Source organism: Lysinibacillus sp. UBA6686, from assembly GCF_002455205.1.
GTDB classification, from domain to species: Bacteria; Bacillota; Bacilli; order Bacillales_A; family Planococcaceae; genus Lysinibacillus; species Lysinibacillus pakistanensis.
Genome location: NZ_DKJS01000085.1, coordinates 130862 through 157607, shown reverse-complemented (window position 1 = coordinate 157607; position 26746 = coordinate 130862). Strand labels below are relative to the sequence as shown.

Genomic DNA, 26746 nt, shown 5'->3' with positions numbered 1-26746 from the left:
CAGGTGGAATGCCAATGCCAGGCGGAATGCCAATGCCGGGTGGAATGCCAATGCCAGGAAGAATGCCAATGCCAGGTGGAATGCCAATGCCAGGTAGAACGCCAATGTCGGGTGGAATTCCGATGCCAGGTGGAATGACATACACAGAATTTTGGTAAGATAAAATACTTTGTTTTACTTTCATTAAAATATGTAAATAAAACTTACGTATAAATAATATTATATGAGATAGTTGAATTTTGTATTTATTTTATTTAAATAGTATTTCTGTGTTCGGGAATAGTTTTCTTCATTCAGCAAATGTTTTTTGGATCGAAAGCATCGCGGCAACTACAATTACGCCAAGGTGAAAATGATTGCATTATAAAGACAACAATTGAATAGTCATAGATATTTTTGCAGAGATCACATTTAAAGCTACTAATCCATTATTTTTGTGCAATGAAATTACAATATCTAAATAAAAGATGAATGACCAGCAAAGCTATTATGTTAGCCGAGCTGGTTTCTTTACAAAACTTATTCTTCTGATGGTTCCCTAAATCTATTTGTATTTATTAATCAGAAAACAAAATTACTCAAATACATATATAATGGATGAATAAGTGGACTAAATTAGCATTAATCGTAAGTAATAGTAATGATAGGACAAAAATACCTTAACGATTAGAGGAATTGTCATTAAAAAATGAAACTAGAATATCAAAAAGCAGAAATTGCTAGATAAGTTATATTAACAGGTATATGGATCTAAAATGTGCTGGCTTTCTTATAGTAGAAAGAGGTTTTTTGTCACTTTCTGGGTCTGTTACTTGTAAATGAATAAGCATTACAGCAAAGCTCTGGTAATCAATTAATTTTGAGCCTAGGCTTTTTTATTTTATCTTCGTTCAGAAAATTTTTGTATCGAAAGCACAGCGGCAGATACAGAAGACTCCCACCTCTACAGGTGGTGAGATGAATGCGGATACATTTTAATCTTTATCTGTGATGGACAAAAAAGTACACGCCACGATGGAAATCTTATTTTGTCACTAAATGTATCAGTAGTTATAGTGAAATAAAATTTGGCAATCGAGGAATAGATAAAAAAATATACACACCCTCTACAAAATTTAGTAATATGTATTATAAATGGGAATTAAAACATAAATAGTAGGAGTGTAAAGTATGAAAAAAGCATTAATTGGAAGTGTTTTGTTGATTATATTAATAGGAGTGACATTGTATTTTATTTTAGAAAATAAAAAATTAAATAAAGATGAAGTTTCTGAAACAAGTCCCGAAGTAGAAGAGATATTAGATTACAGTGATGAAGAATTGGAGAAACTTAAAAATACAGAACAGCAATTTATAACTCATTATAATAACAAAAAGTATGATACGGTCGTATTACACTATCGAAATGTTTTTTTATCTAATATGAATAATTTAAAACCTACAAAGGAAATTATTGAACTATATAATAAATCAGTTAAAAAGATCTTTGATAATGCCTCCGAATTTCCGAGTAGAGATTACGATGAATTACATTTTAAAAATCTTAACAAGGAAACTGTAGCATTTATTGAAAGTAAATTTGGTAAAGAAATTGAAGAACATAAAGAGGACATGGAGCAACTAGAAAATGAACGTGAAAAACAAAAAATTGAAAGAAGAGAAAGTAATGAAAGAGAGAGATTACTTCAAGAAAAAGCTTCACGCGGAGTAACAATAGGTATGACGAAAGATGATGTTTTGTTAAGTAGCTGGGGTGCGCCAAGCAATATTAACAAAACTGTTAATGCAAATGGGACAAGTGAACAATGGGTATATGATAATTATAATTATTTATACTTTGAAAATGGGATATTAACTTCCATCCAAACATCAAATTAAAATTTAGAGGCGATTCAAAGCTTTTACTGATTACAGCCCTGGTATCAATTAATTTTTGAGCCTGGGCTTTTTGTTTTCACTTCATTAAAAACCACTTTGGTCCTAGTGATATATTTATCTTCATTCAGCAAATGTTTTTTGTATCCAAAGCATAGCGGCAGATGTTTATGCGCGTAAGCATAGCGACAGCGGCAATTACAGAAGACCCCCCACATATACAGGTGGTGAAATGAATGCGGTTATGATTTCTATTCAGCGGGTGTCCAACCACCTACTGAAATAGCGGAACTCAGTCTAAGAACGCCAAGTCCTGTGGTAATTTATCTGTGCGAAGATATAAATCTTGCTGCCTCTTTGGAATTAAATATTTCCAAAAATTAGAGAATTTGTCATATGATAAATTAAGATTTTTGTAAGAAATGAGAAAGAAAATAGATATTTTCGAAGGATAAAATAAAAACATGGAAGAAGGAGGATATACATGACATATATCATACAAACAAATAATCTAACAAAGATATACCAAGAAAAGGAAGTGGTTTCAAATGTGAACATGCATGTCAAAAAAGGAGAAATTTATGGTTTCTTGGGTCCTAATGGAGCATGTATATGTAGACAAATTTACGGAGAAAGAAAACCAAGTCAGCAAATCACATGACTTGATTTTCCGTTGTCATGAATTGTTTCTTGTTTTGTTGAATAAATTCCAATATATGTTGATGTTGGTCTGCAAAATTAAATTGAATCGTCATTTCTTTATTCTCATGAATGTAAATCATATCAATCAGCTCAACCAATAAACCTCGGTCAAGTGCTTGAATATTTTTATGCTTTAAAAATGCTTGGAGATAGGGATGGTTCACACCGATTCCTTTTTGAACAGTCGTCATTTCTGTTTCTAGGTTGCCAATCACTTGTGTCACTTCATTCATTTTCTGCTCAAATTTTGCTTTCATCCGCAAATAGTCAGCTTTTGTAATATCGCCAGTTTTCCAATCCATATACAGATTATCTGTGACGACTGTTATTTTTTCTAACTCTTGTTGTTTCGCCTTGAATAGCTGTGCTAATTGTTTCGATTTGGTCTGAACAATCGGCTGCTTGTTAATGGCTTGAATGATGGTCGTCATATCATCAACAAGCGCTATTTGTGCTTGAATTGCTCGTAATACGGCTTCTGTGATGTCCTCTATACTCATACTGTGTCGGGTGCATTTTCCTTTATGTTTAATCGCATAGGTAGAACAAACAAAATAGGCGTATTCTTTCCATCCAGACTTTGTTTGTCTGCGATAGGATTTCCTTGTCATGCACATTCCACAATCTGGACAACGAAATGTTAAGTGAATCTCCTAATGATGATGTTCTTGTGATGGAAGCTGATTTTATTTTATTAGAAGGACAAACATCAATAGAAATGGAGGAATAGTTGATGAGAATTTCGTTTAATTCCATTGGAAGTTTGGGAATGGTTTCTACATTCCAAGCGCAGCAACAACAAAACTTATTTAACACTGAAATAGATAAAGCAGATTCTAGACTAGAAAAAATTGAAGCATCTCGTGAAAAATATGCGGAATTTGTGCAATCTTGTAATGCTATTTATCAAGGAACAACGCCTGCACAACTTGTTGATAAACAAACCAATTCGATTACTATTACAAACGGCGTCTATTATCATTTAGGTATGATTAATGGAAAGCCTCTTAATGGCACTGCCTTAACAGGTGGCGGATTTAATTCAAATTTTAGCCCAATGATACAGTGGACGGGAGTTGGTTCAAGGGTAACGCCTGAACAAGAAGCTGCATTTAGGGCGCATAAATCTTATTCACAGGCAGAGCGTCAAGGAGCAAATGAACTTGTAGCAGTTTTTATGAGCCTCTCTCGATTAGCAGAAGGGAAAAAGTCTGTGGATAGCATGAATGATGATGCTATGTTTATGCAATATTTCCCGAAATTTGCTGAAGGGATAGGGCTTGATTTAAGTCAACCGTTTACTATCAATGGAAAATCGTTTACTTATTCGCAAGGGACATTGCAAATGACAGATACAGAAGATTAACCAATTGTGAGAGCAACATCAGGTACATTCATGTTAAGTGAATCTTCTACAGGTACTCTTTTAGAGAAAGCTGATCTTGTTGAGTTAGAAGGACTAACATCAATAGAGATGGAGGAATAGTTGATGAGAATTTCGTTTAATTCCATTGGAAGTTTGGGAATGACTTCTACATTCCAAGCGCAGCAACAACAAAACTCATTTAACACTGAAATAGATAAAGCGGATTCTAGACTAGAAAAAATTGAAGCATCTCGTGAAAAATATGCGGAATTTGTACAATCTTGTAATGCTATTTATCAGGAGGCGACACCTACGCAGCTTGTTGATAAACAAACAAATTCCATCAATATTACTAATGGTGTGTACTATCATTTAGGCTCAGTCAATGGCAAACCTCTTATGGCACGGCTTTGACTGGTGGTGGCTTTAATTCTAATTTTAGTCCTATGTTTCAAGGTTCAGCACCTGGGACAGGGCTAACACCTGAACAGGCAGCCGCACTTAAAAGGTACCGCTCTTATTCACAAGCTGAACGTCAAGAAGCAAATGAACTTGTGGCTGTCTTTATGAGCCTCTCTATGTTAACGGAAGGAAAACAATCTGTGGATAGTGTGAATAATGATGCTATGTTTGCGCAACATTTCCCAAAATTTGCTGAGGAGATAGGGCTTGATTTAAGTCAACCGTTTACGATCAATGGAAAATCGTTTACTTATTCACAAGGAACATTGCAAATGACAGCTACAGAAGATTAACCGAATCTGTTTTTACATGGGTATCAAATAATCAGAGCTATCTTCAATAGTCAATCAAATTTACTATTAATGATAGCTCTAAGCTGTGGTATGACTTATGATATAACGAACATTGCTCTATTTAAGCCGAATGGGTGTGGTTATCAGATGGATTCAGATTTTTACAATTCTAATTTTGCTGGTCAACCTGTTAAACACAAATAGTTTGCTAGTTTCAAAGCATCAAAATTCAATAGCTCAGGTTATATACAACCTGTTCTAACATTATTATGGGAAGATTTTGCAAGTGCAAAATCTGGTTCGTTTATGTTAAGTGAATCACCAAATGGAATTCTTGTTGATAAAGATAGCCTTGTTAAAAAACAAGGAGTAATGTTGATTAACTTAGAGGAGGAATAACCGATGACAGTTAAAGTGAATTCAATAGAGAATCTAGGATGGGTTGCTAATTTTCAAACCAATCAAAGCTTTCATCCTTTTAAAACAGGAGAAGGTGAAATAGATTCAAAAAAAGCTGAGATTGAAACCTCACGAAAAGAATATGCAGAATTCATACAATCTAGCTATCCTATTTATCAAAGGGCAACTCCAACTCAACTTGTCAACAAACAAACAAATTCTATTAATATTGTAGCAGGTGTTTACTATAATTTGGGAACAGTAAATGGCAAACCTTTGAATGGTACGCCTTTAGCAAGTGGGGGATTCAATTCGAATTTTAGTCCTAAAATATGGAAAGTTTCGGGTTCGTCCATTGTAACACCAGAGCAAGAAGCAGCACTTAAAATGCAACAATACTACTCACTACCCGAACGTCAAGAAGCAAATGAATTTGTAGCAGTTTTTATGAGCCTCTCTCGGTTAGCAGAAGGAAAAAAATCTGTGGATAGTATGAATGATGATGCTATGTTTGCGCAACATTTCCCAAAATTCGCTGAGGGGATAGGGCTTGATTTAAGTCAACCGTTTACCATCAATGGAAAATCGTTTACTTATTCGCAAGGAACATTGCAAATGACAGATACAGAAGATTAACCAAAAGAGTCTGATTTTACATGGTTATATGGTGCATCAAGTGGCTGGTTCCAAGTTCCATTACTGAATAGAAGGGGTGAACTAGGTATGATAAAGGCTTATGTAATCCTAAATATGCTAAGTTATTCAAACAAAACACATTTACTTCAGCCATCAATGCGTGTACAAGGGTAATTTAATATTAGCTACGAATTAAGTACAAATAAAAAAAGAGTAGCTTTTGCCACTCTAACTAAAGAATTGTCATTTCATTTGCCATCTCTAACATAAAGATTGTTTATGGAAATTCGTAACCAGTAAAGTCTTACTGTCAAGGGATGTATCCTAATCTTAAAAATATTAGGATAGTGCAGTTTGAAAAATTAGTTATATTCTACAATCATTTTACTACCACCAAATACAGTGAATCCATCCATGCCTGTATGTTGCATCAGAACAGTTCCTTCTATTTGGACAAACCATAGACTACTAGCATTGTCACCTGCAAAAGCTGTTGTTTTGCTTGTAGATGTTGGTGTATTAGTCTTTTGGAATTTAACAGTTGCTGTAGTGCCATCACCATTTGTAAGACGATAATTATCAATGGATGTATAGAGTGATTGTGTCACAGATACATTAGTTGGACAATAAATCGTAACACTAACAACTTTTGAACCCGTAGGAATTACTTTACTTAAATCAATATTTTGCCCAATAGAACTAATTTTACCTGTCGACCTTGATGTAGCAAAATCCTTAGCTAGTGTACTTGTTGTCGATTGATTAATTGCATATGTTGCATAATCCTCCAATACATCTACTAATGGTACTTCAACAGTTTTTATTTCTGTCAAGTTCTCTGTTAGCGCACGTTCACTTGCAAGAGTAGCAGGAGTACCTGTAGATAATACCATAGCTGCTGTTAATCCAGCATATAGAAGCTTTTTCAAATTCAATCCCACCTTATTTAATTTTTCAAATATTTCCAAACTGCACTATAACCATAAATTACCATAAAAACAGAGATTTGTAAAATAAATTCAAATTAAATAGTTAAATAATAGTAAACTTACAAAAAATGATTTATGCTTGCTGGTTTGATAAATTTTTTAACTCATTCTTTGCTTGGTCTACAAACGACCAATATATTTTATTAAACTCATCCTTCTTTTGTTGTTCGGCAGGTGTTAAACCATAATGCCACTTGCCATTAATGCTTGTTAATAATGTCTGTCCTCCAACTACCACTTCATAGTCGTAACCACCTAAAGAATTTTGCCTCGGTTTAACGATACCATCAGTAGACATGGCTATATTTTTCTCTATTCCCCCAACCCTTTTACTTAGATAGGTGACAAGCGATAATTCTCCTAAAGGTGTCGCATTTTCGTTTTCTTCTGCTTCAAATTGTTTAATGGCTTTCATAGCCTGTTGATGCAGTGCTTGGCGGTCAGGTGATACAGGTGAAATATATTGTGCACGTAATATGGCAAATTGTCTATTAATGGCATGATTTTCATCATTATTTCGATGTGTTGAATCATTGGCTGCTTTTGCCGTTCTCCTAGCTAACGCTTTCATTTGTTCTATTAATTCATCCTGTGATGGTACTTGTTTCCCTTTGGTTGGTAACACATCCCAATCAGGTGTTGTTAAATCATTGGAAAACATGGAGGCTGTCTTGACATTGGTTTGTTTCCCAATTTCATGGGGTGTGTAATTCCATAGCGAGTTGTCAGTTTGGGTGCTTTTTGTCGTAGGGATATAGGTTTCTGTTAAATGAGTTTGATTATCTTTTTTCTTCGTGTCATTACTTGCTGTGTTGACAGAAGTAGACTGTATTTGTGAGAAATTTGTAATTTTCATGATTGAATTTCACCGCTTTCAATATAGTTAGTTTTCTATAACATTTATAAAAGTAACGCTCAATAAATAAATTGATACATAAAAAATTTTAAATTAAAAAGGATATAACAAACTACACACCTCCTATGTCCAAATCAAAATATATCAATTATATGGTAAAAGAGGAAATATATATTATTGATTGTATCAGAATATTAGAAGGGAGAGAATATAAATAATTAACTAAATATCTATTTTGTCAGATACTTTTTTTGGTAAAAACCTCTATCTGTTATTCAAAACAACGAATCAATTCCTTGCCTTTTGCGTGATACGAAGTGTGCCCAATCTGTGTTTTAATAAATCAAAAAATCTATTTGAGAGGATTTTGTTTTTGAAGGGGAAAAAGATAAGCGCTTTTCCTCCCTCCTAAAGATGTACATATTTTGCACATAGTGAATTTGGTAGATTAATTCATGTGTATAAGCAAGGGTATTTTTGTTTATAGACACAAATCGGATGGAAGGAGGCATATCAGATAATAGCACAAACAAACAAAGAAGTGTTTGGAGATAGGATTTGTTGACACCAATCTTTTTTTGAACAGTCGGTATTTCTGATTCAAGGCTTATAATGAACCGCTTTTAGTTTTCTAATACTCTATTTTGTAAAAACTGTATACATATATTTGCTAATTCAGTGGGGGTTTCTTTTGCTCCATTCTCTATCCATGTGTAAAGCATTGACCAAAATATGCCGGTAGTAAATGCATTTGCATAAATTGCAGTGATAGGTTTAAATTCTATGTTAATTAAATAATTTTTATTAAGCTTAGGAACGTACCTTTGATATTGTTTAAAAATATATAACATTAGTTCGTGGTTATACATAAGTTTAAGAAATGTTAAATGATTACTCCAAAATAAAAAATGATTATAAATTAGCACTTCATATTTAGAAGAAAAATAATTTTCTTGAAAGGAGGAGTACTCTATGAATAATAAATTTATAGATTCTTCAAGCACTTCTTCTTTATTTTTAAAATATCTATAAAACGTTTTTCTTCCTACGCTAGCTTCCTGCGTTATTTGGGTAACAGTTATTAGCGTGAAGTTATATTTTTCCATAACGGAAAATAAACCATTAATTATATCTTCTTTTTTTCCCATTTTTCCTCCTGACACACTAACTACCAATGTGTTTCCATTTATTGCAAAACCAATATTTCATATTTAAACTATACTTATATGACACATCTGTGTCAAAGAAAGTAGGGAGATGTTATGTATAATTATGGAAAAATGTATTCCGTAAATGGTATTAATCAATATGTTCAAGTAGTAAGTACTAATTTGGATAATCCTATTTTAATATATTTACATGGCGGACCTGGTGATGCAGCACTACCTCTTGTTGAGCATTTTAATTCAAATTTATCCGAAAACTATACGTTAATCATTTGGGAGCAAAGGGGTGCTGGAAAATCATACTATAAATTTAGTGATGATGAACATATTTCAATTAATGATTTTGTTCTTGATTTAAAGGTCTTAATTGAAAAACTCCTTGTTGAATTCAAAAAAGAGAAAATATGTTTAATAGGACATTCATGGGGAAGTATTATTGGGATGAAATTCATAATTTCATATCCAGAATTGATCCATTTTTATATTGGAGTAGGACAAGTTATTTGTTCGCAAAAAATGTTTGAAAAAAGTAAAGAATACATTGTCAGTCATATTGATAATCATCGTCTTAAAAACAAATTTCTTTCTCTAAACACAAAGTTTACTCAAGTTAATTGGTATTCTGATTTAATGTTTTTTATGAGTCAACTAATCAAGCAAGGTGTTTCTCTATATGGAAAAAGTACGTATTTATCATTATATCGCTATTTTATTTTTTCCAAAAACTATTCATTAATGGATTGTATAAAACGACTAAAAGGTTCTAAGCAGTCCATAATTAAGTTATGGCACGAAGTATCAGAAATTGATTTTTCTGCTTATAAAAATTTTAAGGTTCCAATAGCTTTTATCGAAGGTGAGTATGATTATCATGCTTCCTCCGAAATAGTTTTTGATTTTTATCGAAGTATTACATCTCCTAAAGTCTGTTTCAGTATAAAAAATACTGCCCATTTCCCCCAGTGGACAAGGTCTGATGCTTTTAATTTGATTGTAAATTCTATGAATAGTTCTATTTTTTCAAACAGTAATGAAATAAAGGAATTCTAGTACTATTAATAGGTAATACTTTGCTACCCAGTATAAGTCTACCTGGGATTTTTGTAATTACATAATGAATCCAGTTAATTGATTTTCTGTTACATTAAAACTGTTATAATAATATTAACCATTGTGTATCTCAGGGAAGTAACATTGTAGAATTGTTTAAAATGCACAATCTTAATTATCAACAGATCTAAATAATAAAAACGATGTTTATTTGTTTGATGATACATTCCCATGGACCTATATACATACTCATGAAGAAATGTGTGGACTTTTTTTGTGAAATTGTGGAGATGTTTTATTCATTTTGAATAGTGGAGGTCATTTATGAAAATAAAAGAAGATGGCTACAAAGTAGTAATTGATAACTTTGTATTTGATGGCCAAGTTGAACAAGATAATTTTTGCTCTAATTGTAAGTTCAATCTAGTTTATTACGACGATTTTGATACTTATTTCTGTCCGAAGTGTAATAGTTGGATAGAATCAAAGTGTAGTGACCCAGAATGCAAATACTGCTCTAAACGACCAGAAAAACCTTTACCCGACAAATAGTGTTACAACAATAACAATTGAATACTGAATATGCCTTTAAATAAATTTTTTAAAGGTTGTTTACCTGGATTTGATATTATTAGCGAATGGTTACTTTTGGTTGAAAAAGTATATTATTCAATACAATATAATTATATTTCTTTTTAATCCATTTGTTGGATACAATTAATATTTCTAAATTGGTATACTGTTTTTGATGCATCTTATCCCTTCTGCACAAAGGGGTAGGATGTGGAACATCACTTAAATGATTAGGTGATGTTCTTTTTGTTTTATGACATTAATGGACTTATATACATAAATGTATGGACACGGAAAAAGCAATTAGTGATAGGAGGTTTTTCTTCTTTTACCTTTTATGCTAGAAAATAATTTAATTCAATTTAGCTAAAATGTAGGAAGTAGTAATGGTACTCCTAAAAAGAGTCACTAATTTTATGGAGGAATATCAATGTCACATTCATTATTTCAAAGAATAACAATTTCTGTTATTTCCGCAATAATTTTATCTTGGTTCTTAAGTTTTTATTTTGGCTATGGCTCTATGGAGGAGGAAATAAGTGAAACGAGCGGATATTCAACTAAAACATTATTCTTGGTGTTTATTGGATATTCACTTGTTATCTATGGGATTTTGGGAGTTATTATTTCTTGGTTTATTGACACTAAAATTCAAAAACAATTAAATCAAGCAGTACTTTATTGCGTGAGTGGTGCAATCATAGGAGGAATCGTATACTTCTTAACTTCTGCTGTTACATATATGAATAGACTTCTTATCTTTCTTTTGATTGGAACTTTTGCAGCTCTATTATATTTTATACTTCTAAAAATATTTAATTTAGTAGTTTTCAAAATGATGAAATCGGCCTCTTGAAATTAGTGAAATAAATGAAGATAAGCAGGAACTTTTCAAAGTGAAACAGAAATTATATTTAGGCTAGTTTAGAGTGCTGTGAGAATTCTAGTGTAATTAATCATTTAAAAACTACAAAATAAAATTATTAAGGAGACCATAGGTATGGAAGTTTCTAAGGGTGTAGAAATGCTTCATCTAGAGTATCAAGATTTTATTATTCATCCGACTCTTTTATGGGATCAAGAAATGGCTGTTTTAATAGACACTGGATTTCCTGGGCAAATGGAGGATATACGGTTGGCGATTGAAGAAATAGGTGTACCGTTTGATAAATTGAAAGCTATCATTTTGACCCATCAGGACATTGATCATATCGGTAGTCTTCCTGAGCTATTACTAGAAGGGGGAAGTCATATTAAAGTATATGCTCATCAGCTGGATAAACCTTATATCCAAGGAGAAATCCCTCTGATAAAAGATGGACATCTTGAGAACCCTCCAAAGGGCAAGGTGAATGAAACCTTAAAAGATGGTCAAGAGTTACCATATTGTGGTGGAATTCGTGTTATTCATACACCAGGTCATACGTCTGGACATATAAGCTTGTATTTACAACAGAGTAAAACGTTGATTGCCGGGGATTCAATGTACAGTGTCAATGGGGTAATTGAAGGAATTCATATCCCGACAGTACTGGATTTACATGAAGCTCAGCTTTCTATAAAGAAATACTTAGATTTCGATATAGAATCCGTGATTTGTTACCATGGAGGTCTAAGTAAGGGAAATATTAAGGAACAAATTCAAAAAGTAATTTGATTTTTTTAATTTTGGAGGTACGGAAAAAAGGCTTTTCATTCAATAAACTAGTTTTGTATTACTAATGATAGAACGTTTCAAAGAATTTACTAAAAAGGCCATTACGCATATCTTAACTTCTGCACAAGCGATTTGATGATGCCGAAAATCAGAAGAAAGTAAAAATATGCTAGTAAATGAAGCAATGGTGTCTGGTGGAACACTCTATAGATACCCTTAACTAACAACGAATTTGAAGCTTAAAAAATGGTTAGAGTATGCAAACTGGTATTAATAAGGTTGCTGCATCCTAACCATTTTTTTATTTGAAAAGGACCTGTATTTCTAATTTTTTGACTTAATATAAAGCAATATTTTTTTGCTATAGGTTAAAAGCATATAGAATAGAAAGACATTGATAAAAAAATGGAGCATATGAAAATGAGTTTGTGTAAAAAAAGTCGGTGTAAAGAATGACCATGCAGATTGTATTTCTTCAAGTCCCTTATAACTGACCCAACGCATTGGTCCTCCAAATTCATTAGATGGATACGATACCAAAAATATAGAAAAGATCGTCAAGCAAATACTAATCCACAATAATTTCTCTTTGCTAGATATTTTCATTTTACCACCAAATTTCATGTTTTTTATCTTAATGCATTGTTCAAAATTTCTCCTTCTCGTCCTTCCACTCTATATAAAATTTACGATAAATGGGTATTAGGACTAAAATAGCTACTATAAAAATAAGTATAAGTGTATATTGATTGGAAGGAGCTTGATTTTTACCAATAAAGAGATAGCCAAGCGCTAATCCAATAATAATACTTAAGGTACCCGTTATAATGTTTCTCATTTTATATACACCTCTATGTTTTCAATGAAAAAATTTAATTAATTGATAATAGGTAACTTCACATTTTTTACCCAATCCATTATAAAATTTTCTTGCCTAGGATTTAATTTATTAGGAAGCTTATTTCTAGCAAAAAATTTATGTTCCCTGCTTTCCTCTGATTTTTGTAATAATTCACCCTTAAAATCCAATGTTTTAAAAATAATTTGAACACTATAAGCTTTATCTTTATTTGGATACTCTACAAAGCAATCTTTACCAGAATAAATTCCAAATAGCTCTAAATTATAAACCTCTAAACCAGTTTCCTCAAATACTTCCCTAATGGCCGTTTGTTGAAATGTTTCACCTAATTCCATTAAACCACCAGGTATACACCAATTATCTACGTCTAGTCGATGCTGTAATAAAATTTGATGTTCCTTTTCAATAATGACACCACAGCCTATTGTTATTAATGTTTCATGACCAATAAAATTTCTCATAAATTGTATATAATTCATTGTTATAAACCTTTCTAAAGTAAAATAATATAACAACTGTATCAAATTTCCTGAACTATGTCATCGGAAGTTGGTTAATATAACATGGGGAATTTTCCATTTGGTATAATATAGGTAACAGGGATTGAATAGAAAGGACAGAGGTGAATTATAAAGTGGAGTATCTTCAAATGACTAGCAATCAAATTGAACAGGAGCATATATGTTGTGCACTTGGCGCTAAGCAATACGAGCAAGCAGTAAAGGAAAAGAAAAAATGGTTAATGGATCGCATAAACGATGGGCTGGTTTTTTATCGATTGAATGAGCGGGCAAAGGTTTTTATCGAATATTTACCCGCACATCAGGCATGGGCTCCTATTGAGGCACCCAATTATATGTATATAAATTGTCTATGGGTTTCAGGTAAATATAAAAATCAGCATCATGCTAGACGATTACTTGAAAAGTGTATAGAGGATGCACAAGCACAGGGAATGGATGGGATTGTCCATATAGTAGGAAAGAAAAAGCTTCCTTTTTTAAGTGATAAACGTTTTTTTGAGCATTTGGGATTTAAAATTATAGATCATGCAGCCCCTTATTTTAAGCTAGCTGTCTATAAATTTAACGACGAAGCTGTTGAGCCATCATTTAAATTTCATACGAGCGATCTAAAATCTCAGGGAGATGGCATTATCATATACTATACTGCTCAATGTCCCTTTGCAGTAGGTGTTATAAATGATTTAAGGGATGCTACTGTAAAAAAAGGTATCCCTTTTCATGCCTATCAGCTAACCACAAAAGAAGAAGCACAGAATGCACCTATTATTTGGACAACCTTTGGATTATTTTATAATGGGCAGTTCGTGACACATGAAATTATGAGTGTCAACAAATTTGAAAAGTTTTTAAACACATTATGAATAAGCATTTATTTCCTTTTCAAGAAAAGTAATAGCATAGCAAAAACACAAATACCTAATAAATACCCGAGGCTAATTGACCAAGAGAAAAAATCAAATAAGATATAGATAAGAATTGTTGTAAACAAAAAGCCGAGAGCGATACCAGACAACTGTTTTTTGACATTCATTCCTCTCTCTCCTAACATGATAAATTAAAGTTTATAGTGTTATTTATATTATATCCTTAATTTTGGTAATTGGTAGGGTACGGGATAGAACCGTATGTAGAGAATAGCCTTAGTGTTAACGTTATAGAAAGGTGGTACTCACTTTGAAAATAAGCAAACAAAATGCAGAGCATTATTGTTGAGGAGAACTATGTGATGGATGGCATCTAGTTAAAAATAAAAAGCTTAGTATTATTCATGAGCGTATGCTAGCTAAAACAACAGAAATTAACCATTATCATCATCATGCACAACAATTTTTCTTTGTTCTGTCTGGCACCGCAACAATCGAAATTAACGGGAATTCCATTATATTACAGGAAGGTGAAGGTATAGAAGTTCCCCCTTTAACACCGCATCAAATGCAAAATAATACAGAGAAAGATATAGAGTTTTTAGTTATTTCATAGCCTAATAGTAGAGGCGATCGTATTCCACTATAAGATGATTCATTCTTTTGCATGAGGTATTCATTTACTGAGTCTAGTATAGTAAATGAAACAAAGGGCAGGGGAGATGCTTACAGTGAAAATTACCAAAGTAAAGCTATATGCATATGATTTACATAAAATGAAGGAATTTTATAGTACACAATTAGGATTTTCATTAATAAAAAATACCGATCATTATTTTACTGTTGCAGTCGGTGAAAGTACAATTACGTTTGAAAAAATTCCTGCTTCTGTACAAAAGCAATATCATTTTGCTTTAAATATTCCATGTAATTTATTTCAACAGGCTAAAAGCTGGGTAAAAGAGCGTGCGGAAATACTGTCTTCAGCCGAAGAAGATGAAGTATATTTTGACACATTGAAGGCCTTTTCCTGTTATTTTTACGACCCAGAGGAAAATATTATAGAGCTTATTGCAAGACAGGAAGTTAATCCTAAAATAGATGCCATGTCTTTTTCATCAGAGCATGTGCTAAGCATCGGTGAAATGAATATCACAACAGATACTATTTATTTAGTAGCAAATACATTAAAAAAATATGGGATTATACCAATGAATAATAATGAAATTTGCGCAGATAGTCTTACGTTTATGGGGAATTATGAGGATGGAGCAAATTTATTATTAGGACCAAGTGAACGTATATGGTATTTTTCAAATAAAAAAGCGATTGTCAGTCCAATAGTGATAGAAATTAACAATCATCTACTACTGTGTTTGAATGAGAAGGCTGAGTTTACAATTACGCGGCTCTAAATACATCGTTTCCTATGATTAGGTAAAAAACCTTTATATTTGAAGTGTGATTCCGATGCTCCAAGTATAATGTTATTTTATGAATAAGGAGTCCTATTTATTGAAAACAAAAAGCATTAAATACTATGAATTTGGAAATCCCCTAGAGGTTTTAAAGTTTGAAAATAAAACGATTAAGCCACCACAAGCACAGGAAATAATTGTTCGGATGCTAGCACGACCTATAAATCCATCTGACTTAATACCAATTTGGGGGAAGTATGCTCATCGAATTTCTTTACCAACTATTCCTGGCTATGAGGGAATAGGTATTGTAGAGGCTGTAGGTCCTTCTGTTTCTCAAAATCTTATCGGTACACGTGTATTACCTTTACGAGGAGATGGAACTTGGCAGGAGATTGTTCAATCAAGAGCAGAATTTTCCGTACCAATTCCAGATTCAATAGATGATTTTACCGCTGCCCAAATGTATATTAACCCCATGACCGCTTGGGTTACTTGTACAGAAGTACTAAAACTGCGTCCAGATGATGTTTTATTAGTAAATGCCTGTGGATCTGCTATTGGTCATATTTTTGCTCAGCTAGCAAAGTTGATTGGTTTTCAGCTTATTGCAGTAACGAGAAATAATAAGCATACAGATGATTTACTTCAGCTTGGTGCTTCCTACGTAATTGATACCTCTATAATACCGCTCTATGAAACGGTAATGGAAATTACTAATGGCCAAGGAGCTGATGCAGCTATTGATTCTATCGGAGGAACAGCTGGTAATGAGCTTGCATTCTGTGTAAAATCGGGCGGAGAATTTTTAGCGATTGGTCTTTTAGCAGGCGTACAAGTGAACTGGCAAAGTATTGTGAAGGAGGCCAATGTTAGGGCTAATATATTCCATTTACGCCATTGGAATAAGCAGGTTTCTGTAGAAAGATGGCAAGATACATTCCATCAATTAATACACTTGGTGAGTAGTGGTATGTTAAAAATGATGGCAGTTGATTCTCATTATGATTTATTAGAGATTCAAAAAGCAATAAAGATTGTGGAATCATCCAAAACAACTAAAGGAAAGGTTTTTCTAACAAGCTATTAAAATCCTGTAAAGAAACGAAAGGCAGTCTGTTATACCCTTCGTTTCTTTCACTTAAAATAAATCAGTTGATAAATAACGAAGACCAGTATCTGGAAGGATGACCACTATTCTTTTTCCTTTATTCTCAGGACGTTTTGCAAGAACAGTAGCAGCGAATAAGGCAGCACCTGATGAGGTACCTACTAATAGTCCATCTGTTTTCGCTACTGCACGAGCGGCTTCATAGGCTTGAACAGTTTCTACTTCAAGCACTTCATCAATAATCTCTAAATGAACATTCGATGGAACGCGTGCCTCATCAGCGTCAGAGAAGCGATGAACACCCGTGATTTCAATTATATCTGGATTATCAACGGTTGCAATGGAGTTAATAGCTGGCTCCACACCTATAATTTGAATCTTGGGGTTTTTAGATTTTAAGAAGGTACCTACACCACTTATTGTCCCGCCCGTCCCTATTGAGGCTACAAAAATATCAATATCACCGTCCGTATCATCCCAAATCTCAGGACCTGTTGTTAGCTTATGAATGTTTGGATTGGCCTCATTGTCGAGTTGATTAAGAAATACCACATTTTCCTCACGATCAACGACGGTTTCTCTAAAAACTTTAATTGTTTCCACAAAATCACCATCTGTCTCCTCAAAGGCAGCTACCATTTCTGGAACTTCAGAAAATGGTACTACCTCAGTCCCATATGCCTTCACAACCTTTGTGCGCTCCTCACTTACCCCATCCTGCATGTAAATTCGAAGCTTATAACCTTTTGCTGCTGCAATTGCCGCTAGACCAATACCAGTATTTCCACTGGTTGTTTCAATAATTGTTTTGTCCTTTGTTAAAACACCTCGAGCTTCAGCATCCTCAATCATAGCTTTAGCAATACGATCTTTCACACTATTTGCTGGATTAAAGTACTCTAACTTTACAATAATTTCGGTTTCAAGCTGTTGTTCTTTGACATATTGATTTAAGGCTAAAAGTGGAGTACGCCCAATTAACTCCGTTATGGATTGCTTTATTTTATTTGCAATTACTTGACCCATCAGATCCACTCCTTTTTACCCTACTTAACTTACTTGTATTGTAGGAATTAAACGCATCATATCATTTGAAAGGATTTTAAGCAATGATATTCCTAATAGAAAGATTGAAAAGGCTGATAGGAAAAATTAATGTATTTATAATTAATCATACAAAGGTTTGTTTCTTCTTGAAAATAAAATCCTTACATTGTTATTTTTGGAAGGCTTACTAATCAGTTATGATAAATATAGTTTATATTTGCATGGGGGGAAAGAAATGAAAGAGACATTAGCTGAGGTTTGTATAACTGCGGAAACAAAAATAACAATGATGAAGCAAAGACCTGTCAATTATTTCTTACAAGCAGTTTTAGGTGGCCTTTTTATCGGCTTTGGCATTTTGCTTATCGTTACAATAGGTGGTTTGTTTGATCCTGCTGGCGTACCAAGTATGAGAGTTGTACAAGGTCTATCATTTGGCGTGGCGCTTAGTATGGTGATGATGGCTGGAGCAAATTTATTCACAGGGGATAATTTAGTTTTATCAATTAGTACATTATCCAAAAAACTACACCCCTAGAAATGATAGGTATTTGGACATTTAGCTACATAGGAAATTTTTGTGGCTCTCTATTAAGCGCTGGGTTATTTTTTTATGCAGGGCTTGCGGTGGGAGATACAGCCAATTATGTTGAGAAAATAGCTACTGTTAAGATGAGTGGCGGATTTGTCGCCCTTTTATGCCGTGGAATCCTGTGTAATCTGCTTGTCTGTTTAGCAGTCTGGTGTGCCTATAAATTAAAAACAGAAATTGCAAAATTAGCTATGATCTTTTGTTGTATTTTTCCATTTATTACTTCAGGATTTGAGCATAGCATCGCCAATATGACATTATTTTGTCTTGCCCTCTTTATACCTCATGGCGAAATGGTATCGCTAGCAGGAGCCATCGTCAATTTAGTACCTGTAACAATTGGAAATATAATAGGTGGAGCAATAATTGGTATTATTTATTGGATAAATGGAAGAGAAAGAAGGTAAAGCCACTGGCGGATGTCGCGGAATCGGAAAGAAGTTTAATAAAGGATGTTAGCCTAAAATCATTGCATCCATGCGATAATGGCTAACTGATCTGCATCACGCAGCCCTAAGCACAAAGCCGATTCGAGACGCAATTATGCCGAAGCATTATTGATAATGATGAAAATTTAGAATGTCGTTTATAAAAGTAGTAGAGAAGTCTATTATGATATTGATTGCTAGACTCGTTCTTTTGATATTTTGACTTTAAAATTAATCCTAGATAGAATGGAAAGTAGAGTGGCATAAATGGAATACTACTTTTCTTTTCCTACAATGATAACAATGTTAAGGAATTATAGATAGAACAAAGAATGATAGAGAGGAGGAAGACAAAATGGAGCAGGAAGTGAACCAACATACTATTCTTCAAGCGATTTTGGAGCTATCTACTCAAATGCAGGTTATGAAAACTGATCTTCAGCAACAAATTGAAGCGGTGGAAGCTAGATTAGAAAAAAAGATTGAAGCGGTGGAAGCTAGATTAGAAAAAAAGATTGATGCGGTTGAAAAAAGATTAGAAGAAAAGATTGATGCGGTTGAAAGAAGATTAGAAGAAAAAATTGATGCTGTAGAAACAAGATTGGAGGAAAAAACAAATTTACTGCAAAACAGATTAGATTCAGTAGAACAAAATTTAAGTCAGAAGATAGATAGTATGGATACGAAAATGGAAATATTATCTCTTGAACTACTTGAAACAAAGGCAGATGTACGTATGCTAAAGCGAGCAAAATAAATTTTAATTACCGTATCCTTTGAGGCTACGGTTTTTTTTATCAATAGGAGCCTGTTCTTAGAGATGGGAAAAACATCTCTAAATCACTTTATGGTATAATTTTTTTGAAATAAATGGTCTAGAGGAGTGACAACATTGTTAAAAACAGAGGTATTTGAACAATTAAAAAATGCGATGAGAGAGAAGGATGCATTGGCAAAAGGCGTATTGTCGCTGTTGAAATCTGCATTAGATTTAGCGGAGAAGGAAAAAGGAGGGGCTTTATCTTCTGATGAAGAAATTGCAATTATCAATCGGGAGGTAAAGCAAACAAATCAAGCTTTAGAGGGTGCCCAAAATGCAGGAAGAGCCGATTTAATTGAAAAAGAGGAAGCGAAATTAGTACTATTAAAATCATTCTTGCCAAAGCAATTAACAGAAGAAGAAGTTGCAGAAAAGCTTGCAGCGGCTGGAATAGTAAAGGGAATGGGCATGGGAGACGCAATGAAAATTGCCAAACCTTTGTTAACAGGTCAAGCTGAGGGTGCTGTTATTTCAAAAGTTGTGAAGAGTATTATTTAAATTGACAAAAACGAATTTCCTTTCGAAAGAGGAAATTCGTTTTTTGTAGCGAAAGAGGAAATTCGTTTTTTGTAGCGAAAGCGAAGTGGCAGCTACAATTACGTCAAGGCGAAATTGATAATAGGATTGAACTGTTGATAATTAAAATAACTAATAGTACACTATTAATTAACCACCGGTCAAAATAGGAGGTCAATATGTCACCGCGTAAACCATCAACACAGGAATTAACAAAAGAAATGATTATCCGTGAGGCACATAAACAATTTATTGCGAAGGATTTTCACCATGTATCGATGCGTAGTATTGCGAAAGAGCTAGGCTGTAGTCATGGGGCAATATACTATCATTTTAAAAATAAAGCAGAAATATTTTATGCTATTTTAGGCGAATACTTTTCTGAATTAAACACTACCTTAGAGAATACAGTGAATGGCCCTGAAGATAGTTCTACAAAGCTAAAAAATATTTTTGTAGGATATATGGCATTTGGTTTAAATAATCAAAGTCAATATGAATTAATGTTTATGGTGAGGGACAATGAGATTGATGGACTCTCCCAAGAGGCAGCCAACCTTAGCTATGAAAAATTTGCACAATCCGTACAAGCTTTATCAGAAACTGCGCTGCTACTTTCAGATATCCATTCTACATTTATTGCGTTGCATGGATTTGTAGCACATTACCGACATTATGTTAAAAATTATGAGGAAGCAAAGGAAGCAGTAGATGTACATGCAAGATTTCTTATCAAAGCATTAATTAAAGTTGAGCTCTAGATCAATTATCTGGAGCTATCTTTAAGCTTTTATTTGACCAGTGGTTAATTGAAGGAGGGATTATTCTTGAAAACAGCTTTAGTTATCGGAGCATCAGGTGGAATGGGTTATGCTCTTGTAAATGAATTAGTAAGGCGACAAATTAAGGTGAGGGCATTTGCACGACACAAAGAAAAACTAGTTACTTTATTTCACCATACCAAAAATGTTGAAATCATTGCAGGTGATATCTTCAATGAACAGGATATTAGTCAGGCTTCGAATGGGGTAGATGTAATTTTTCATGCAATAAGTTTTCCGTATCAGGATTGGGAAAAGCTACATATACCGTGTCTAGAAATGGTCATAAAAATAGCTGAAAAACAAGGAGCGAGGATAGCACTTGTCGATAATATCTATGCATATGGGAAACAATCGCTCAGAGTTGTAACTGAGGAGACAATGAAAAGACCACATACAAAGAAGGGAAAAATTCGATTGTCTATGGAAAATAAATTAAAAGAAAGCCATGTACCTTCTGTAATCGTTCATTTTCCAGATTTATATGGACCAAATGCAGAAAATACCATTCTCTATGAAACATTAAAAAATGTTGTCCAAGGTAAAAAAGCTAATTTTGTAGGAAATATGAAGGTGAAGAGGGAATTCCTTTATACAGTCGATGGTGCAAAGGCTATGGTTGAACTAGCCTTAAGGGATGATACATACAATCAAAATTGGAATGTACCAGCTACACATACAATTTCCGGGGTTCAATTAGTGGAGATTCTAAGCGAATTAACAGGCTACAAGAAAGGAATCCGAACTGTATCTAAAGGAATGTTACAATTAATAGGAATATTCTCTCCACCTATGAAAGAGGTAGTTGAAATGTTTTATTTAACAGAGGAACCAGTTATTTTAAGTGGGGAAAAATATGAAAAGGAAATTGGCCCTTTACCACGTACTTCTTATAAAGCTGGTCTAGAGGAAACCATTTTATGGATGCAACAAAAGGGAGGATAATACTTACAGCAATAAAAAATCCGCTATATTTCAAGAAAGTATAGCGGATTTAATGTATCTAGTTTTTATAGCTGAAATTTTTGAATAATATGACGAAGCTGTTGTGCCATCTCTGCTAAATTATTGGAAGATGCAGTAATTTCTTCGATGCTTGCTGATTGTTCCTCAGAAGCTGCTGCTACATTTTGAATATTTCCTGATGCTTGAACGGCTACTATACCAACTTCTTCTACAGAGTTAGCAATACTGTTCACACCTTGGTTCATGTTGGTAATAATCGTATTAACATGATTCATTTCCTTCGTTAGCTCCATAATTTGTGTATTAATTTCTCCAAATGCCTCACCAGATGCATTGAAGGTTGTTGAGCTTTCTACAAGATTACTGCTACTAATTCCCATAGATTTTACAGCCTGTGCAGATTCCTCTTTAATGGTTTCAATACGTGTTCGAATACTGTTAGTTGCTGCTAATGATTGATCAGCAAGCTTACGTACTTCCTCTGCAACAACGGCAAAGCCCTTACCATGTTCGCCAGCTCTTGCTGCTTCAATAGATGCATTTAACGCGAGTAAATTTGTTTGGTCCGTTATTTGGTTAATTAAGGTCACAATGTCACCAATTTCATTTGTGTATGTGCTTAAACGTTCCACAACTGCTGAAGTCTCTTGAATGGCAGTAGTAGTGACAGCCATTTTCTCAGTTGCATTTTGAATTGTCATATTGCCTTTTTCAGAAATTGTGGATGCACTGATTGCCTTTACTGCCACATCATTTACGCTCGAAACGACCTCAGACATTTTTGTAGAGATTACTGAGATATGATTTTCTACCTCTTCTATGGAGGTTGTTTGCTTTTCTGAACCAGCTGCAACTTCCTGCATGGAAGATGTAATTTGCTGTATGGATGCGCTAGTTTGCTCAGAACTTGCTGTTAATTCCTCTGACATAGCAGCGACTTGTTCAGCATTTTCTGCGATTTGCTGAATAAGTAAGCGTAAATCTTCTGTCATATTTTCGATGCCTAGAGAAAGCTGTGCGATTTCATTGGAACCTTTGATTTGTAGAGGTTCAACAGCTAAATCTCCCTTGGCGACCCTGCCAACATAACCAGTTATTTTTTTAATTGGTTTTGTAATACCAATACTAATGAAATAAGCGACAATAATCCCCAGTAGGATGAAAATCACCGTCATAATGATACATATCCAAAGTGTCTCTGTTTGTAGCTTAGAGATAAAGGAAGCATCCATATCCAAACCGAATAAAATGTCCGTATTTTTAAATGGTATAAAAATGGATTTATGAATACCATATTCATCTTGATAAATATCACTAGTTTGTAAAGAACCAGCGTCTAAAGCAACGTTCATTTTTTCATCGAAAACATAATCTTCTTTGTAATTATCTTTGTTGCTTAAAGCGACAATATGCTCCTGTCCATTAGAACGCGAAAGGATATACGCATTTTCAATATCGTATTTATTAACTGTGCCATTTAATTGCTTTAGTAGTTGTTCATATTTTTGATGATTCCCGTTGTCTGCAGCAATGACATCATTTTTTTCTATATCTTCAAAAATAGAATTAGATACAATTTCTAATGTTGACTCAAACTGTTTAATAACAAAATTATCGATAATTCGATAAGACGTTATGAATAGTACCACACTAAATATAATCGAAATAATAGCAATGGGAATGGTGAAACTTGCAATATATTTATAAAGTAAAGAACCCTTTAATTTATTTATTAAATTCAACTTTGGCATCCTCCAATACTTGCAGCTTTTGTTTTAGGAAATGGATCATAGCTTGGATATGTTCTGTTTCAGTATAAGGAGAAATAGCAAAGAATTTTGCAGCAGCAACTGGAACTTGTTGCTTTGTATCACTTGTGTGGACAGTACAAAAACGTGTTGTATCACCAAAAAATACTTCGTCTCGATCCTGACCTATAATTTCAAAGAAAGAGGCATTAATCGCATTTATATATTCAATTTGGTCTTGTGTATAGCGACCTGCCTGCTCCGTGTGCCAATTATAGCCTTCTGGATATAAACGAAAGGCTGTAACGGGTCCAATATTCATTCCATTTACTACTTGCAGCATAGGTGCATGCTCCGCTAATTGTGTACGGAATGCTAGATTAACGCGCACGTAATTGGCTAATATTTGTTGATAGCCTTCTTTACCAAATGCCTGTAAAGCTGCATAAATAGCTATTGAACTTCCCATTCGTGAGCACTCTAATGTATAGCCTGTATGGTAGGAGCCATAACCGCGATTGCCGACGTATGGTGTATCAAAGTCCTCGATATCAAGTAACTGTAAACTGTTACCTTCTTTTATTAAGAATAAGCTTGTTAAATATGGTGTCTGACCAAGCTTTTGGAAGTCAAAGCACAGGCTATCTGCAATTGCTAGATGCTGCATACGTGTACGAATATGTGTCAATCCCTGTAATACCTCTGCCTCTAGCTGAAGGGGATTGGCAGTAAAGTCGTAATCGTTGAAAAATGCGTAAAAGCCTCCCAAAGCGGAATCAGCATGGATATGTATCGGTTGTAAGGCATATTTTTTCTCAAGGACTGTAGTGACTTCCTTAATGGCTTGTACATCATCAATGGCAAATTGATCCGTAGCGCCAGTTGTAGCTACTACATAGACTGGGATTCCACCATTTTCAATCACCTCTGTCATACGGGCCTGTAAGTCATTGATATCCATGGAATGGTCTTTTCCAGCTTTTACACGAACTAAATGCTTACTTCCTATACCTACCGCTTCAATCGATTTTAATAGGCTATAATGTGCATTTTCTGATGCAAAGCAATATAAATTATTTGGAATACCCTCTTCCTTTGCCTGTGGAAATTGCTTGGCAATGGCAAGACGAAGACCACTAAATACAGCCCCTTGTCCTCCCCAAGTTGTATAGCCAAAGCTCTTAGTGTAGTCATAGCCTACTAACTTTGACATCATCGCTACAACTTTTACTTCACACTCTGCAGCAGCAGGTCCATAAACATCCCATAGATTGTTACCGTTCAAAAGGGCATTTGTAAACTGGCCCAATATACCAGGGATACTAGCCATTGGTAAAACATTCGTGACAAAATTACGCGTATGATAAGGGTGTCCTTGCATCAACTGTGTAAGTTCTTCCACAACCTGATCGAGCCCAACACCTGTATTTGCTATTTGATTGTCTTGCATTAATTCTTGATAGAAATTAGAGGAACGCTCTTTTATTGGTCCAAGAGACGTTTTATTGGGATTCTTTAATGCATCTAGAGAGGAAACAATTTTCTCTAATAGGGATAAAAAATTCTCCCTTTGCTCGATATTTCCATCTTCGCTTTGGAATAATTGTTGGATTTTTTTCATATTCATCATCCTTTATAGTTCATATTTCCTCTATTTTTCATTCCTTGAAAATAGGTCGTTTTTCTAAAGTTATAATAACATATAATAACAAAAAATGAATTTATATTTTCCTAAAAAAATATTATTTTACATTTCTGAATAATCGAATTTATTTAAGGAGAAATATAGAAAATGTATTAGAGATTAATTAGTTTTAAAAAGGTTGTATTTTAAAGGTTTTTTGTGTAGTTTTTACGGAAAAAATTACAAAAGTGAGGATAGTGGGATTTTATGAGGAAAAATGAATGTTTTTAAAATACTATTCTTATAATAATTTTAAAATAATATTAATAATAAGAAAATTATAATGCTTTTTGACTAATTATAATAAAGGCTGTTGAATAGATCCAAACTCTGTAAATAGTAATCTGCTATACATGAAAAAAGAATCTGCCTCACTTGTGCAGATTCTCAGATTTATCCTGAAGTTCTTTAATGGTGACAAAGCGGTATCCATCCTCAGTAAGTGACTGCAAAATACCTTCGATTGCCTGCAGTTCACTGTCTGTCTTGTCATACATGGGATGCATTAAAATAATCGAGCCAGATTGAATATGTTCTTTCACATAATTAATTTTTTCATCAGGTGTTGAATAGAAGGAGTCAGGCTCCAAATTCCACGTTATTGTATCATGATTTGTTTTACTTAAATAAAGCGGTAATCCAATTAGCTTTTTCCCATACGGCGGTCGAACAGGTGGGGCATCTGGATAACCAATACTTTTTAAAAGTTCATCTGTTTTTTCTATTTCATTTTTATCTTCATTCAGCAGAAGACTCCCACCTCTACAGGTGGTGAGATGAATGCGGTTTTGATTCCTTTTCAGTGGGTGTCCAAACACCTACTGAATGAAGATAAAGCCTCCGGCGGATGTCACGGATTTTCAAAGGAATGAATTGTGCAGGCACAATTCAAAATCCGGACGCAATTACGCCAAGGCGAAATTGATAAAAGGTAGGGCTCTTAAAGAGCATTCGCTTATGTGAATAGGTATGATTGCCAAGTTGATGACCAGCATTCACAATTTTTTTACCCTCTTCTAAATTTTCTTCAAGGTCCTTTCCAATTAAAAAAAAGGTTGCTTTAGCATCGTGGTCCTCCAGTAATGTTAAAATGGCACTGACATTTTTAGTTGGACCGTCATCAAAAGTTAATGCTACAACCTTTTCTGTAGTGTCAATATGAGAGATAATCTTGCCAAAAAGTTGATAGTCTCTAGCATTCATTAACTTATAAGCACCAAATGCTAAAACAACAATGAAAAAAAGAATAATTCCTAAATAAGTAATTTTCTTTTTCAGCATTAGTCCCTCCCTGCTATTTTATTTAATTCCAAAAAAAT

Annotated in this window: 27 protein-coding genes and 6 pseudogenes; 20 read left to right on the top strand and 13 right to left on the bottom strand. The window is 33.9% G+C overall.

The window, feature by feature from the left end:
* The first annotated feature begins 1170 nt into the window (after window positions 1-1170).
* Both B2R82_RS23685 and B2R82_RS23680 read left to right on the top strand, forming a co-directional pair.
* Entirely contained in the window at window positions 1171-1878 is a 708-nt protein-coding gene (locus tag B2R82_RS23685; protein WP_286927407.1) for a hypothetical protein, read from the top strand.
* 481 nt (window positions 1879-2359) lie between these two features.
* Window positions 2360-2482 (top strand): annotated as a pseudogene (locus tag B2R82_RS23680) (ABC transporter ATP-binding protein); the annotation flags it as partial.
* Between the two features lie 46 nt (window positions 2483-2528).
* Here B2R82_RS23680 and B2R82_RS23675 read toward each other — a convergent pair.
* On the bottom strand, window positions 2529-3077 hold the full coding sequence (locus tag B2R82_RS23675) for a hypothetical protein (RefSeq protein WP_376781178.1): 549 nt from the start codon (window positions 3075-3077) through the stop codon (window positions 2529-2531).
* 15 nt (window positions 3078-3092) lie between these two features.
* Window positions 3093-3188: pseudogene (locus B2R82_RS24160) on the bottom strand (hypothetical protein); the annotation flags it as partial.
* A gap of 122 nt (window positions 3189-3310) precedes the next feature.
* Between B2R82_RS24160 and B2R82_RS23670 the strand changes: the two are divergent.
* From B2R82_RS23670 to B2R82_RS23655, 4 genes are all read left to right on the top strand, one after another.
* Window positions 3311-3943: a hypothetical protein gene (locus B2R82_RS23670; protein WP_286927406.1), complete on the top strand. Its 633-nt coding sequence runs from the start codon at window positions 3311-3313 to the stop codon at window positions 3941-3943.
* A 123-nt stretch (window positions 3944-4066) separates the two neighbouring features.
* On the top strand, window positions 4067-4357 hold the full coding sequence (locus B2R82_RS23665; RefSeq protein WP_286927405.1) for a hypothetical protein: 291 nt from the start codon (window positions 4067-4069) through the stop codon (window positions 4355-4357).
* Between the two features lie 32 nt (window positions 4358-4389).
* A complete protein-coding gene (locus tag B2R82_RS23660) occupies window positions 4390-4698 on the top strand; it encodes a hypothetical protein (RefSeq protein WP_286927403.1) in 309 nt (102 codons plus the stop codon).
* Window positions 4699-5100: 402 nt separating this feature from the next.
* Entirely contained in the window at window positions 5101-5733 is a 633-nt protein-coding gene (locus tag B2R82_RS23655) for a hypothetical protein (RefSeq protein WP_286927402.1), read from the top strand.
* A gap of 362 nt (window positions 5734-6095) precedes the next feature.
* Here the strand turns inward: B2R82_RS23655 and B2R82_RS23650 are convergent, their stop codons facing one another.
* From B2R82_RS23650 to B2R82_RS23640, 3 genes are all read right to left on the bottom strand, one after another.
* Complete coding sequence (locus B2R82_RS23650) at window positions 6096-6662, bottom strand: hypothetical protein (RefSeq protein ID WP_286927401.1); 567 nt, start codon at window positions 6660-6662, stop codon at window positions 6096-6098.
* Window positions 6663-6795: 133 nt separating this feature from the next.
* Complete coding sequence (locus B2R82_RS23645; RefSeq protein WP_286927400.1) at window positions 6796-7578, bottom strand: hypothetical protein; 783 nt, start codon at window positions 7576-7578, stop codon at window positions 6796-6798.
* A 623-nt stretch (window positions 7579-8201) separates the two neighbouring features.
* The gene (locus tag B2R82_RS23640) at window positions 8202-8726 is read right to left on the bottom strand and encodes a TetR/AcrR family transcriptional regulator (RefSeq protein WP_286927399.1); all 525 of its coding nucleotides are present in this window, start codon (window positions 8724-8726) and stop codon (window positions 8202-8204) included.
* A 114-nt stretch (window positions 8727-8840) separates the two neighbouring features.
* On the opposite strand from B2R82_RS23640, the gene B2R82_RS23635 reads away from it, so the two are divergent.
* The 5 genes and pseudogenes from B2R82_RS23635 to B2R82_RS23620 all read left to right on the top strand — a co-directional run bounded on the left by B2R82_RS23635 (window position 8841) and on the right by B2R82_RS23620 (window position 12024).
* Window positions 8841-9794, top strand: coding sequence for an alpha/beta fold hydrolase (locus B2R82_RS23635; RefSeq protein WP_286927398.1), 954 nt, complete (start codon window positions 8841-8843; stop codon window positions 9792-9794).
* Between the two features lie 193 nt (window positions 9795-9987).
* Window positions 9988-10074: pseudogene (locus tag B2R82_RS24155) on the top strand (hypothetical protein); the annotation flags it as partial.
* Between the two features lie 44 nt (window positions 10075-10118).
* Window positions 10119-10346 (top strand): hypothetical protein, encoded by a 228-nt coding sequence (locus tag B2R82_RS23630; protein ID WP_054771116.1) that lies wholly within the window; start codon window positions 10119-10121, stop codon window positions 10344-10346.
* A gap of 451 nt (window positions 10347-10797) precedes the next feature.
* Complete coding sequence (locus tag B2R82_RS23625; protein WP_286927397.1) at window positions 10798-11223, top strand: hypothetical protein; 426 nt, start codon at window positions 10798-10800, stop codon at window positions 11221-11223.
* A 144-nt stretch (window positions 11224-11367) separates the two neighbouring features.
* Entirely contained in the window at window positions 11368-12024 is a 657-nt protein-coding gene (locus B2R82_RS23620; RefSeq protein ID WP_286927396.1) for an MBL fold metallo-hydrolase, read from the top strand.
* 646 nt (window positions 12025-12670) lie between these two features.
* Here B2R82_RS23620 and B2R82_RS23615 read toward each other — a convergent pair.
* The gene (locus B2R82_RS23615) at window positions 12671-12862 is read right to left on the bottom strand and encodes a hypothetical protein (protein WP_286927395.1); all 192 of its coding nucleotides are present in this window, start codon (window positions 12860-12862) and stop codon (window positions 12671-12673) included.
* A gap of 38 nt (window positions 12863-12900) precedes the next feature.
* Window positions 12901-13347 (bottom strand): NUDIX hydrolase, encoded by a 447-nt coding sequence (locus B2R82_RS23610; RefSeq protein ID WP_286927394.1) that lies wholly within the window; start codon window positions 13345-13347, stop codon window positions 12901-12903.
* A gap of 173 nt (window positions 13348-13520) precedes the next feature.
* Between B2R82_RS23610 and B2R82_RS23605 the strand changes: the two genes are divergently transcribed.
* Window positions 13521-14273, top strand: coding sequence for an N-acetyltransferase (locus B2R82_RS23605; protein WP_286927393.1), 753 nt, complete (start codon window positions 13521-13523; stop codon window positions 14271-14273).
* 8 nt (window positions 14274-14281) lie between these two features.
* Here the strand turns inward: B2R82_RS23605 and B2R82_RS23600 are convergent, their stop codons facing one another.
* The gene (locus tag B2R82_RS23600; protein ID WP_283868797.1) at window positions 14282-14443 is read right to left on the bottom strand and encodes a hypothetical protein; all 162 of its coding nucleotides are present in this window, start codon (window positions 14441-14443) and stop codon (window positions 14282-14284) included.
* Window positions 14444-14586: 143 nt separating this feature from the next.
* On the opposite strand from B2R82_RS23600, the pseudogene B2R82_RS23595 reads away from it, so the two are divergent.
* The 3 genes and pseudogenes from B2R82_RS23595 (at window position 14587) to B2R82_RS23585 (ending at window position 16784) form a co-directional block, all read left to right on the top strand.
* A pseudogene (locus B2R82_RS23595) lies at window positions 14587-14892 on the top strand (cupin domain-containing protein).
* Window positions 14893-15007: 115 nt separating this feature from the next.
* Window positions 15008-15691 (top strand): VOC family protein, encoded by a 684-nt coding sequence (locus B2R82_RS23590; RefSeq protein ID WP_414674132.1) that lies wholly within the window; start codon window positions 15008-15010, stop codon window positions 15689-15691.
* 100 nt (window positions 15692-15791) lie between these two features.
* On the top strand, window positions 15792-16784 hold the full coding sequence (locus B2R82_RS23585; protein ID WP_286927392.1) for a zinc-dependent alcohol dehydrogenase family protein: 993 nt from the start codon (window positions 15792-15794) through the stop codon (window positions 16782-16784).
* A gap of 51 nt (window positions 16785-16835) precedes the next feature.
* Here the strand turns inward: B2R82_RS23585 and B2R82_RS23580 are convergent, their stop codons facing one another.
* Window positions 16836-17831: a PLP-dependent cysteine synthase family protein gene (locus B2R82_RS23580; protein ID WP_286927391.1), complete on the bottom strand. Its 996-nt coding sequence runs from the start codon at window positions 17829-17831 to the stop codon at window positions 16836-16838.
* A 256-nt stretch (window positions 17832-18087) separates the two neighbouring features.
* Between B2R82_RS23580 and B2R82_RS24150 the strand changes: the two are divergent.
* From B2R82_RS24150 to B2R82_RS23550, 5 genes and pseudogenes are all read left to right on the top strand, one after another.
* Window positions 18088-18851, top strand: a pseudogene (locus B2R82_RS24150) (formate/nitrite transporter family protein).
* A 376-nt stretch (window positions 18852-19227) separates the two neighbouring features.
* The gene (locus B2R82_RS23565) at window positions 19228-19629 is read left to right on the top strand and encodes a hypothetical protein (RefSeq protein WP_286927388.1); all 402 of its coding nucleotides are present in this window, start codon (window positions 19228-19230) and stop codon (window positions 19627-19629) included.
* Window positions 19630-19764: 135 nt separating this feature from the next.
* Window positions 19765-20190, top strand: coding sequence for a GatB/YqeY domain-containing protein (locus tag B2R82_RS23560; RefSeq protein ID WP_286927387.1), 426 nt, complete (start codon window positions 19765-19767; stop codon window positions 20188-20190).
* Window positions 20191-20387: 197 nt separating this feature from the next.
* Complete coding sequence (locus B2R82_RS23555) at window positions 20388-20969, top strand: TetR/AcrR family transcriptional regulator (RefSeq protein WP_286927386.1); 582 nt, start codon at window positions 20388-20390, stop codon at window positions 20967-20969.
* A 66-nt stretch (window positions 20970-21035) separates the two neighbouring features.
* A complete protein-coding gene (locus B2R82_RS23550) occupies window positions 21036-21974 on the top strand; it encodes an SDR family NAD(P)-dependent oxidoreductase (protein ID WP_286927385.1) in 939 nt (312 codons plus the stop codon).
* Between the two features lie 65 nt (window positions 21975-22039).
* Here the strand turns inward: B2R82_RS23550 and B2R82_RS23545 are convergent, their stop codons facing one another.
* The 4 genes and pseudogenes from B2R82_RS23545 to B2R82_RS23530 form a co-directional block, all read right to left on the bottom strand.
* A complete protein-coding gene (locus B2R82_RS23545) occupies window positions 22040-23737 on the bottom strand; it encodes a methyl-accepting chemotaxis protein (protein WP_313372976.1) in 1698 nt (565 codons plus the stop codon).
* Window positions 23721-25364, bottom strand: a complete 1644-nt coding sequence (locus B2R82_RS23540) for a pyridoxal phosphate-dependent decarboxylase family protein (RefSeq protein ID WP_286927383.1) — start codon at window positions 25362-25364, stop codon at window positions 23721-23723. The genes B2R82_RS23545 and B2R82_RS23540 overlap by 17 nt, the downstream gene beginning before the upstream one ends.
* A gap of 434 nt (window positions 25365-25798) precedes the next feature.
* Complete coding sequence (locus tag B2R82_RS23535) at window positions 25799-26245, bottom strand: hypothetical protein (protein WP_313372977.1); 447 nt, start codon at window positions 26243-26245, stop codon at window positions 25799-25801.
* Window positions 26246-26354: 109 nt separating this feature from the next.
* Window positions 26355-26705, bottom strand: a pseudogene (locus B2R82_RS23530) (polysaccharide deacetylase family protein); the annotation flags it as partial.
* Window positions 26706-26746 lie beyond the last annotated feature (41 nt).